Raw genomic sequence first — 11,160 nt, forward strand, 5'->3', positions numbered from 1 at the left:
TTCATCCAAACTTATATCCAAAGCCTCTAACAGTTTTAAGAAACTTTGGAGCTGAGGGATCTTCTTCTAATTTCTCTCTGAGCCACCTAACATGAACATCTACAGTTTTAGTATCACCGATAAAGTCAATTTCCCATATTTTTTCAAGTATTAAATCTCTTGACCATACCCTTTTAGGATTTTTCATAAATAATTCTAATAATTTAAATTCTTTTGGAGATAATGTTATTTCTCTATCGAAAGAAGTTACCCTACATTCTTCCAAAAACATTTTTATATGGTTAAACTCTATGACGGTTTTTGAGTTTTCTATATTTTTTTTATTACGTTTAGATCTTCTTATTAAGGCTCTTGATCTAGCAATTAATTCATTTAAACCAAAAGGTTTTGTTAAATAATCATCTGCACCAACCTCTAAACCAAGAACCCTGTCTGATTCATTATCTTTAGCACTCAAAATTAGTATGGGTGTATAGTTTTCTTCATTTCTTATTTTTCTGCATAACTCTAATCCATTTAACCCTGGCAACATTAAATCGAGAATTATTAGGTCAACATCATTTTTAGAATCATTAGTAATAAAATCTAATGCAGTTAAACCATCTTTGAAACTTAATACTCTAAAACCTTCGCTATTCAATGTCTCACTTACTGTCAACCTAATACTCTTGTCATCCTCTACAAGAAGAATTTTTGAGTCTTGCAAACTTTTATGATCTTTAATAGCCATTTAAAAACCCAACAAATTAATTTTATATAATCAAATTTATTTGATGTGATTATTTCACATTTACTTTACATTCAATGCTTATTTTTTATTCGATCTTATTAGCTTTTTAATTTTTCCTTAAACCTATTTATTTAATATAAAAATGCTTCTTTAATTTTCCTCACACAAACATATTAAAGAAGCATTTTTATTTACTTTTAAGGAAGATCATGTAATTTAATATCCCATCTAAGCGTAAAAATAATCGTCATCTTCATATATAGTTGTCAACAAATATCATTTGCATGACTTATTCAAAATAAATTAGTTTTTTATTAACTTCTTATCAGTATTATTTAATTTGTCGACTATAGGATCAAATGCATTCTCTAAATCTTTTGTATTAAATCTTGAATAACTTTTTAAATGAGTTTCAAGATCATGTCCCATTGCATCTGCTATTTGTTTTGGTGATCTATAAGTTCCATTTTTATTGATCCTATTATGAGCAACATAGGCGTATCTATGCCGGAAAGAATAAGGTGTGCATTCTTGCCCCTCAACTTCAGCTTCCTTGCAAATTGACAACCAAATATTCTTAGGGCTTCTATCTCTTAACTGTTTCCCTAACCTATCTGCGCCTTGTCCTTTCGATATTTGAGGAAGAAGTTCTCCAGCAGCAAACCTTTGCTGCAAAGTAAGACACCAATCAAAAGGATTTCCATCTATATCCAAAACAAATAAAGGAAATAATCTTCTTCCATTTATCTTTGAATTCGATTTTTTATAAGTAGTCCAAAGTTCTGTTTTATTATTTTTTAGAACTAAATATCTAAGTTCTTCAGGCCTTAATCCATAAACTGCACATAGCTGAGTTGCGAATTGCCATTTTGCTGCATGCTCATTCTCTGCAAATGAATCAACCAATCTTCCAATTTGGGAATCTGTTAATGGATAACCCACTCTCTTTTCTGTAGTTACTTCTTCTTCAGCTTTATTAAAAACTGGAGGTCTCCAATAGGATGGAAAGTCTTCTCTTTCTACGCACCAATTTAAGAATCTATTAAAAGCTAATCTCATATGTCTTCGCATGGTTGTGCCTTTAGCCCAACCTCTTTTTTCTAAATTTTTACCATGTTGATATTCATTACTGACTTTATTCCATAATCTTTTACCATTTTGAGGTCTTGCCTTTGATCTCTTTACGTAAAAGAAAATTGCTTTAATTACAGGAAGATGCTTCCTTTTCCAGGTATTTTCTTGAATAGTGTGTCTATTAGAATTTCTATAATTTTCGAGAGCCATATCCCATTCCAGCTCAAATTTAGTAGATGATTTCTGTGAAATGTCAAAAGCAGCCTTTAAAGAAATATTGGATTTATAGTTTTCATAAGTATCAGCAGCAGTTTCTATCAGCTTCAAAGCCTCAACCCATTGATCTTCCTGCCATTTGTAAGGAAGGTTTATTGATAAAAAACCTGATGCTTTTTTTCCATATAAAACACGAATATTTCCTCTATCAGGTTGAACAGTCCAACCAGTTCCAACAGAGACTTTAATTGCTCTTCTAAATACTTTTATCCAAGAGTTAGTTTCTGCCACAAAGCGTCCGAGTGCTCCTCTTTTATTCTACGCAAATCCGTAGAAATATAACCCTACTCAGACAAAAGTATGCAGTCTCGTGCAGTTTATGATTGAAGTTATAGCTGAGATAACAGAGTCTCACTTAATGCGTGTTAGTGCTTTGGGAGCACTAGGTCGCAGGTTCGAATCCTGTCGCCCCGATTGACTTCTTACAATTCTCAAAAACGTTTCGGGCGAGGAATGGGCGAGGATTTGTATAACTTTGGAGGTATCTCAACAGTTTTTAAGATGAATATGCATCAATTAAATAATTTTTATATTCTGAGATTTCCCACATTATTTAATGTTTGATTAAAATTAGAGAAATGAATCGAAAACATTAATATTTAATTTTTGGAACTTGAAACTCTTACGCAAAAATTTCAATCCTACAGTGGATTAGTTTTGGTTTTTTTTATTGCAGTTCACCTTGCAGGAGTTATTTGTGCAGGAATTAATCCTGATGCTTTTGAAATATACGCTTCAAATTTACATTCAAGTTTATTTTTACCTTATGCTGAAATAGGACTTGCCACAACTTTCATAATTCATATTTTTCTAACATTCAAAAAGGTTTTAAATAATAGACTAAGTGGTAATAAAGCAATATTAAAAACTAGGAGAAATGATTACCTAGGAGTACTTGCATCCAAAGTTCAACCTTTTACAGGCTTAATCTTAGCTTCCTTTTTAATAATCCATTTATTGCAATTGAGATTCCCTAGACCAGGCGATAACTTGGAATTAATTTCTCTAAAAAGTAAATTGGGAGATGTTCATATTTTAGTTCTTTATTCTTTAGCATCAATCTCACTTTTCTTTCATATGGTACAAGGTATTGAATCAGGTCATAGAAGTTTAGGGATCTTAAATCAAAGTAATTCGTTAAACATAAGATATATAAGCAGATTTATATCTATATTTTTTGGACTTTCTTATTTAATAATGACTTTTTACTTAAGATTTAAGTAATAAAATGAATAACTTCATTAATCCAAACTTACCAACAGGAGAAGTAGAAGGAGCGTGGCAAAAAACAGTTAAACACTTATCAAATCTTACTTCTGAAAAGAAAAATAAATTTGAAATTATCATTGTAGGATGCGGCTTGTCAGGCAGTTCTGCTGCAGCTACTCTTGCTGAGGAAGGATTTAAGATTAAGCTTATCACTTATCATGATAGTCCCAGAAGAGCACACTCAGTATCAGCCCAAGGCGGTATTAATGCGGCGAGATCATTATCAGGTGAAAAAAATAAAGTTGTTATAGATCAATTATTTAAAGACACCGTACTTGGAGGTGATTTTAGAGCAAGAGAAGTAAGTTGCCAACGTCTTTCTGAATTAAGTAGTTCCATAATTGATCAGTGTGTCTCACAAGGGGTTCCTTTTGCTCGTGAATATGATGGAACTCTTGCTACTCGTAGATTTGGAGGTGCTGTAGTTAGTCGAACTTTTTACGCCCGAGGGCAAACAGGGCAACAGTTACTATATGGAGCTTACCAAGCATTATCGCGACAGGTGAATCTTGGAAATATTGAACTTATTACAAAAAGAGATGTACTTGATTTGGTAATTGTTAATAATATTGCAAGAGGAGTAATTGCAAGAAATTTAATTAATGGAAATTTAGAGACTCATAAAGCACATTGTGTTGTTTTAGCAACTGGTGGATATAGCAACGTCTATTACCTATCAACAAATTCATTAAAATCGAATGCTACTGCAATTTGGAGGGCCCACAAAAGGGGGGCGAATTTTGCAAATCCCTCTTTCACACAAATACACCCAACATGTATCCCTCCTGGAGGTATTTATCAAAGCAAATTAACTTTAATGAGCGAAAGCTTAAGGAACGATGGAAGAATTTGGTTACCAAAAAAAATTGATTCCAAAGATGATCCTGAAAATATTCCAGAACATGAAAGAGACTATTTTCTGGAAAGACAATATCCTAAATATGGGAATTTAGTTCCCAGAGATGTCGCCTCTAGAAGAGCAAGAGAGATTTGTGAGAAAGGTTTTGGTATTGGATTTGGTGGTAAAGGAGTATATCTTGACTTACAAGATTCAATAAAAAAAGATGGATTAGAGGTGATAAAGGCTAAATATGGGAATTTATTAGAGATGTATGAACGAATCGTTGGTGAAGATCCAACAAAAGTACCTATGAAGATTTATCCTGCCCCTCATTACACAATGGGTGGATTATGGGTAGATTACAATTTAATGAGCAATATAGATGGCCTTTTCGTTTTAGGAGAGGCTAACTATTCTGTTCATGGCGCTAATCGGCTGGGTGCAAATGCTTTATTGCAATGCTTGTGTGATGGATACTTTATATCACCAAAAACTATCACCTCTTGGTTAGCAAATAATAAAGAGATAGATAACAGAAGTATTGATGAGGCTTGTAAAGAAGCTTTAAATTACGTCGATAAAAAAATAAAAGCTCTACTAAAAATAAAAGGTGAAAAACCTGTTGATTATTTCCATAGAGCGCTAGGGGAAATAATGATTTCGAAATGCGGTATTAGTAGAAATAGAAATGACCTAAAATCTGCCCTTGAAGAAGTAGAAATTTTAAGTAATAATTTTTATTCCAATTTAAAAATACCTGAAACAAATTCTGGTTTAAATGTAGAGCTTGAGAAAGCTTTAAGGTTAGAAGACTTTATTGAGCTCTCAATACTTATGATTAAAGATGCTATTGAAAGGGAGGAATCATGTGGAGCCCATTTCAGAGAAGAATATCAAACGAAGGAAGGAGAAGCCAAGAGGAATGATGAACTTTTCTCCCATATAGCAATTTGGAAATTTAATTCTGACAATAATTCTCATATAAGATTTTCTGAAGACCTAAACTTCAAGAAAATTAATTTAAATACTAGAAACTATAAATGAAAGATTTTATTTCTATTAAATTTAAAGTTTGGAGGCAAATTAGTAATGACTCTAATGGGTCATATGAAGAATTTAGTTTAGAAAAAGTATCTGTAAAAATATCTTTACTTGAAGCCTTAGATCAATTGAATGAAGAATTAATATCTAAAGATATTAGGCCCATTACCTTTGATCACGACTGTAGAGAGGGAATATGTGGAAGTTGTGGTTTTTTAGTAAATGGTCAACCTCATGGGCCCAAAAAAGGTACAACTACTTGTCAGCTTTATATGAGAAATTTTAAAGATAATGCTTTGATAATCCTTGAACCATGGCGAGCAAAATCATTCCCAATTATCCAAGACTTGTCAGTGGATAGAAATGCATTGGATAAATTAATTATTTCGGGTGGCTATTTCTCTACTGAAACTGGTAACGCACCCGATGCCAATTTAATTCCAATAAGTCCTAAAAAAGCATTTTCTTCTTTTGAAACTGCTACGTGTATAGGTTGTGGGGCGTGCGTAGCAGGATGTAAAAATGCATCATCAAGTCTTTTTGTAGCTGCGAAACTAGCTCATTTAGGACAACTCCCTCAAGGGATTAATGATAAAAAAGAAAGGTCAAAAAAAATGCGAAAACAAATGACTATTGAAGGTTTTGGACAATGTAGTAATAATCTTGAATGCGAGGCTGTTTGCCCCAAAGAAATATCCGCCGATTGGATTAGCTGGATGAATAAGAGTTGAAAAAGTTCTCTGAATTAAATTTATAAAAACTATTTTTAAATTGCGGGCGACAAACGGGCGAGGAATTGTATATTTATGGAAAATTTTGTATATCTTTGACCTATTTCTGAGACTAAAAACTTCTCTAAAATTACAACTAACTTGCCAAAGCTTGACTTATTTGTTTAGGTTACTGTCTCAATTTGTCGTATGGGTGCTTTGGGAGCACTAGGTCGCATTCGAATCCTGTCGCCCCGACCAAATCAAATCCAATTCATAGAAAGCCATCCCAAGGTTGCCTTTTTTATTTCTCATTTGTCTTAAAAACTCAAATAGCGATTATTTGTATAGTTTTGATATACCTAGTAGGCTTAATCGCTAATAATTAAAGAATTATTTTTAAATTGAAAACTCTTAGTTATTGAGATTTCCTTCCTAGAAAATCAAAACCCAAACAATTTTCACCTAGAGTGATTGTTAATGTTTTGACCCCTCCTGGATCAACCTGCAAAGAAATAAAATCTGTCTTTAATAATATGACTTATGCTAATTATCTTCATTCAAATCAGAATATTCGATTTCTCTAGATTCCTCATCTTTATTTAGAGAATTGATACTCGTTTTATCAATCGCCACAAGTAATCCACCTATTAACGATAAGTTTCTAGCAATTGCCATACCTTGAAAAGGCACTAAATGAAAAATGATCGTTGTAGGAACTAAGAAAATGAGGAGTAGACTACATGCAAGTTTGGTTTTATTTGAAAAAATCAAAAGGATTGAACCGCTAATTAACAGTGCTATTGCTGCAAGTAATAAGAGATTAGAAAGAGGTTCTGGGAATCCCTTGCTTGTTATATATTGTGCTTGACTGCCAAAGTCAGTAATCTTACTCGGAATGGCATTTACAAAAATTGCACTAAGAAGTAATTTTGAAAGAAAATTTAAAGAATAAAATCTTTTAAAGTTCATAAAAAAAAGTATCGGTTATTACATAATTAACTTAATCAGTCCTTTTTACAAGGATTATTTTTTACCTAGATAATGCATAAATGATTAAATCTTAATTAGATGATTTAATGCACTAATACCTTATCCAGCGATTATTTAGCGATTAATTGTATATCTAAGGATAATTTTGTATAACTTTGACTTATATCTAAGACTCATAATTTCATAGCTATTGCAACTAATATGCCATAGCCTCGCTTATTAATTTGAGATACTGTCTCAAATTGGAGGGCGGGTGCTTTGGGAGCACTAGGTCGCAGGTTCGAATCCTGTCGCCCCGATCAGTTATAGCAATGGAAGTTAGATATTGAATAAAAATGACCGCAGCTTTTTCCGGTCAAATTGCGGTCAAATCAACAATTTAGATCCTTTACCTCTCTATATCCAAGCTTGTCCCAAGACGTCACTTTTGTAGCGCCAGTATTGTAATTAAAACATCCACTAACTCCGTATTCTTCATCTGAAAATTTTTGAGCCCATGAATCTTGTCTTTGAGGTAAGGCATTTAGTCTAAATCTATTATTATCACTACTTCTCATTGTCATTGTGTACATTCCAGAAGTACTATTCCATGCTTTAGTTGATGGATAATCAACTCCTATATCTTGTTGATTATTTGTGTTTTTGCAATAAGTAACCATATGATATCTGCATTGAACAACATTCATATAATTTGCCAAGTCTCCTGCATTCTTTACTGGCGAGCCAAACTCTGAGTAAAAAGCCTGAGCTGCCTTTATATATGTACTTATTTGAGCTGCAGCACCTTTTTGTTTCGCTTTTTTTGAGGCATTTTGAAAACTAGGAATAGCAATAGCAGACAATATGCCAATAATTACAACAACAACTATTAATTCAACAAGAGTAAATCCCGCTTGATTTTTATTTAAATATTTTCTGAATAATCTTGCGGTCAAATTGCTGTCAAATCTATCTAATTCTCATACTAAATATAATATTCAAAACAAACAAAAATATTGCAATAACTAAAGACCTAGTGCTCTTTTTTTATAGCTAGTGCTTTGGGAGCACTAGGTCGCAGGTTCGAATCCTGTCGCCCCGATCAGTTATAGCAGTAAGTCTCAGCTAATAATATATTTCCTTCAAAAATCTTTCCCTCAAAATTCCCTCAAATAAGGCAATCTTAGGCCCATAAAGATTACTTATTTACTACCAGTTGATCCAACTTGGAACAGACCTTTCAGTACTCTTCGCGCCTGTAACTACATTAATATTCAAATTATAAGTTGATACTCTTTGTCCATATGCAGTTCTTGCTGCGGTTAAAATATTGCCGGATGATGGACTAAGGCAGTATCCATCTCTTCCTGAATCTGGATATTGAAACCTACTTGTATTAGGCGGGATACTATAAGTTGGATTTTGTTCCCCAAACAAAATTTTTGTAGAACATTCTTCAAATGCATTCATCAAATTTAATTGAGCTGCTTGAGCTTCTACTTTTTCTATAATATTTAAAAAGCTTGGGATAGATATTGATCCCAGTATCAACAAAATTACAATTACAACAATTAATTCGACAAGGGTGAATCCCTCTTGATTTCTATTTAAATATTTCCTTATTAATCCTGCGGTCAAATTGAGTTCAAATCTATCTAATCTAATCCTAAATACTTTTTTAAAATCAAGCAAAAATATTGTAATAACTAAAGACCTATTGCTCTTTTGTAAGATCTAGTGCTTTGGGAGCACTAGGTCGCAGGTTCGAATCCTGTCGCCCCGACTCTTAAAAACCAAGTCATACTAGCGAGTTACCCAGACTCGCTTTTTTATTGGAAACTATGTCGGTTACTTCAGCCGACAAAAAGCCGACAAATGTCTACTTATTCTGAGTTTTTCTTAGTTATTCATATATATGCTAATTAAAATTATTTTATTCTTATATCTTTAATTTTTTTAGTTCTGGCTTAATAGCCGCCTCTAACTGGTTCATAGCATCAATCATAATTTCATGAAAGGCAGGCCAATCCTCTTCTGAAGATTTATAACCTCCATCTAAATCTATGCGGATTCTTGATGCCCTTTTTGTCTCTAATCTTTGCCATTTTATTGGATAATTAACTTTTTCATTAATAGAATTTTCTAGAAGTTGTAATTTATCAAAAATCATTTTGTTCTCATCTTGTGAATCTTTCCCTCGATCTATATATAATTCTGATCCACAATTATTTTGACCTACTAAATAATTAAAATCTAAACCTCTATAACCAGAAGATGCGCAGATATATTGTCTCATATTAGGAGATATATGTTGATGAGATTTAGCTTTTGAATTAGATAGTAATTGAGTCCACCATTTTTTTCTAATATAGTGCCTTTCTACTATTTCTTGTTTTGCTTTTCCCGCAACTTTAGCTTCATTTGATGGTCCAGCAATTAAGGTTAATAAAGGTGCAGGACTAGAAGATCCAATTCGAACAGCCTCAACTTTTAAAAGATAAAAAAAAGCATTTGTCGATTCATTTAGCCATGCAATTGCATTTATATGCTCTTGTCTTGGCTCACTAACTATCCATATAGCACCACTTGCTTCTCTAGCCGTTAAATAAGTAATTAACTTGCCTAAATGGTCATGATTACTTTTCTCAAGCTGGTTTTCAATAATAACTATTTGTCCATCATTATTCTCGGCCACTAAGTCAATACTGAATGATCCAGCAGCTTGTTCTCTCTCTGCAGAAGTTAATTCTAAATCAAGTGCATCGTTTAAAATATCAAGATTTTCCTGCAGCCATTGAGTGAAATCATATGCTTCATGCTTCCAAACCTCCCTTAAAGGAACCCTTTGGAGTTTTTCAATTGCACCCACCATAATTCGATATTTTCAATAGAAATCATAATCGCCGACAAATTGCCGACAAATAATGTTTATTTTAACAGGTTAAATTACGCAATACCCCGCAACTATTTAGTCATGGTCTGTAGACATAGTGCCCAACTGGGCTTGTTAAGTGCTTTGGGAGCACTAGGTCGCAGGTTCGAATCCTGTCGCCCCGATTGACTTCTCACGATTCTTAAATACTCTCTGGGCGATCTCTGGGCGATCATTTGCTATACCTTGCTGCACTTTGCATGGTGCATCGCCCGCGATAACTAAAAATAAGAATTAAAAATTGAGGTCTTTTTCCAACCCTCATCTAGTAGTTGTTTATATTCTTTTCTTGCAGCCTCAACAGTTTCTACCCTGCTGCCTTTCATAGCAGTCAGTCCATAAACCATTAAAAAAGTCAGCCCATATCCCTACTAGCTGACTTTCATGACGATGTAAGTTTTTAAAAACTATACAAATGTATTTGTTGTTGTGATGCTTAAAACAACTGCAACAAAGAATATGTAAGGAACCATCTTAAGAGGCACATATCCTTGTCTTTTAGATAAAAAATCCATTTATACAAACCCTGGAATAATTTGTCCTGTTGTTAGATATGCGCCAATAAGGGCAATAAAGCCAATCATTGCAAATCTACCGTTAAGCTTCTCAGCTACGATTTTTTCTTTCTCAACTGATTTTGTTTCGTTCATTTGTTTGTTTGGTTGTTTAGCTAAGACGCTTCCTAATGCAATCTTAAAATGAATCTAGTAAAAGGAAATTACAAGTGTGAGTACAATTACTTACCCTCATACCCCCTATAAGTTGAACTTATTAAAAGTATTTCGATTTTAATTGAGCAATTATTCAATAAAAATAAGATTTAAATAATGCATTTAATTGATAAGCATAATTTATCAATGGCATAAGATTTACTCCGCTCATTTATTGGATTTTTGGACTATGCTTACTGGGACGGAATATTTAATCCGTTCTTACTTAAACGTCTCATATAGAGGCAATAACATAACGAACTCATGACAACTATTCAGCAGCAGCGTTCTTCGCTGTTAAAAGGCTGGCCACAGTTTTGTGAGTGGGTAACATCAACTAACAACAGAATTTATGTTGGTTGGTTCGGCGTCTTAATGATCCCATGCCTACTTGCAGCAGCGGCTTGCTTCATCGTTGCATTCATCGCAGCACCTCCAGTAGATATCGACGGAATTAGAGAGCCAGTTGCTGGTTCATTCCTATATGGAAACAACATCATCTCAGGTGCAGTTGTTCCTTCATCTAACGCTATTGGTCTACACTTCTACCCAATTTGGGAAGCAGCTACTGTAGATGAGTGGTTATACAACGGTGGTCCTTACCA

The 11,160-nt window shown here is 33.5% G+C and carries 11 protein-coding genes and 1 pseudogene; 4 read left to right on the forward strand and 8 right to left on the reverse strand.

Translation table 11 applies throughout. The annotated features are described in order from the left end of the window. Position 1: 1 nt before the first annotated feature. Positions 2-730 (reverse strand): response regulator transcription factor, encoded by a 729-nt coding sequence (locus tag EU96_RS04595; protein ID WP_032526643.1) that lies wholly within the window; start codon positions 728-730, stop codon positions 2-4. A gap of 303 nt (positions 731-1,033) precedes the next feature. Next, on the reverse strand, positions 1,034-2,311 hold the full coding sequence (locus tag EU96_RS04590) for a hypothetical protein (RefSeq protein WP_052044256.1): 1,278 nt from the start codon (positions 2,309-2,311) through the stop codon (positions 1,034-1,036). A gap of 375 nt (positions 2,312-2,686) precedes the next feature. Between EU96_RS04590 and EU96_RS04585 the strand changes: the two genes are divergently transcribed. Genes EU96_RS04585 through EU96_RS04575 form a run of 3 tightly spaced genes read left to right on the forward strand, consistent with a single transcriptional unit; the run spans position 2,687 to position 5,962 of the window. Continuing rightward, a complete protein-coding gene (locus EU96_RS04585; protein ID WP_032526644.1) occupies positions 2,687-3,304 on the forward strand; it encodes a hypothetical protein in 618 nt (205 codons plus the stop codon). A gap of 4 nt (positions 3,305-3,308) precedes the next feature. Further along, positions 3,309-5,234 carry a fumarate reductase/succinate dehydrogenase flavoprotein subunit gene (locus EU96_RS04580; RefSeq protein WP_032526645.1) on the forward strand — a complete coding sequence of 642 codons (1,926 nt, stop codon included), beginning with the start codon at positions 3,309-3,311 and terminating at the stop codon, positions 5,232-5,234. Further along, a complete protein-coding gene (locus EU96_RS04575; protein ID WP_032526646.1) occupies positions 5,231-5,962 on the forward strand; it encodes a succinate dehydrogenase/fumarate reductase iron-sulfur subunit in 732 nt (243 codons plus the stop codon). Before EU96_RS04580 ends, EU96_RS04575 begins: the two co-directional genes overlap by 4 nt. Positions 5,963-6,487: 525 nt before the next feature. Here EU96_RS04575 and EU96_RS04570 read toward each other — a convergent pair. The 6 genes from EU96_RS04570 to EU96_RS04555 all read right to left on the reverse strand — a co-directional run bounded on the left by EU96_RS04570 (position 6,488) and on the right by EU96_RS04555 (position 10,495). After that, complete coding sequence (locus EU96_RS04570; RefSeq protein WP_032526647.1) at positions 6,488-6,913, reverse strand: DoxX family protein; 426 nt, start codon at positions 6,911-6,913, stop codon at positions 6,488-6,490. A gap of 392 nt (positions 6,914-7,305) precedes the next feature. Continuing rightward, positions 7,306-7,869, reverse strand: coding sequence for a prepilin-type N-terminal cleavage/methylation domain-containing protein (locus EU96_RS10635; RefSeq protein ID WP_052044257.1), 564 nt, complete (start codon positions 7,867-7,869; stop codon positions 7,306-7,308). A 253-nt stretch (positions 7,870-8,122) separates the two neighbouring features. Continuing rightward, on the reverse strand, positions 8,123-8,605 hold the full coding sequence (locus EU96_RS04565) for a prepilin-type N-terminal cleavage/methylation domain-containing protein (RefSeq protein ID WP_032526648.1): 483 nt from the start codon (positions 8,603-8,605) through the stop codon (positions 8,123-8,125). 247 nt (positions 8,606-8,852) lie between these two features. Beyond that, positions 8,853-9,785 carry a DUF4268 domain-containing protein gene (locus EU96_RS04560; RefSeq protein WP_032526649.1) on the reverse strand — a complete coding sequence of 311 codons (933 nt, stop codon included), beginning with the start codon at positions 9,783-9,785 and terminating at the stop codon, positions 8,853-8,855. A gap of 281 nt (positions 9,786-10,066) precedes the next feature. Then, complete coding sequence (locus tag EU96_RS10640; RefSeq protein ID WP_275040761.1) at positions 10,067-10,192, reverse strand: hypothetical protein; 126 nt, start codon at positions 10,190-10,192, stop codon at positions 10,067-10,069. 168 nt (positions 10,193-10,360) lie between these two features. Continuing rightward, positions 10,361-10,495 (reverse strand): high light inducible protein, encoded by a 135-nt coding sequence (locus EU96_RS04555; protein WP_032526650.1) that lies wholly within the window; start codon positions 10,493-10,495, stop codon positions 10,361-10,363. 324 nt (positions 10,496-10,819) lie between these two features. Between EU96_RS04555 and EU96_RS0109185 the strand changes: the two are divergent. Continuing rightward, a pseudogene (locus tag EU96_RS0109185) lies at positions 10,820-11,160 on the forward strand (photosystem II q(b) protein); the annotation flags it as partial.

The sequence above is a fragment of the Prochlorococcus marinus str. MIT 9302 genome (assembly GCF_000759975.1).
GTDB classification, from domain to species: Bacteria; Cyanobacteriota; Cyanobacteriia; order PCC-6307; family Cyanobiaceae; genus Prochlorococcus_A; species Prochlorococcus_A marinus_M.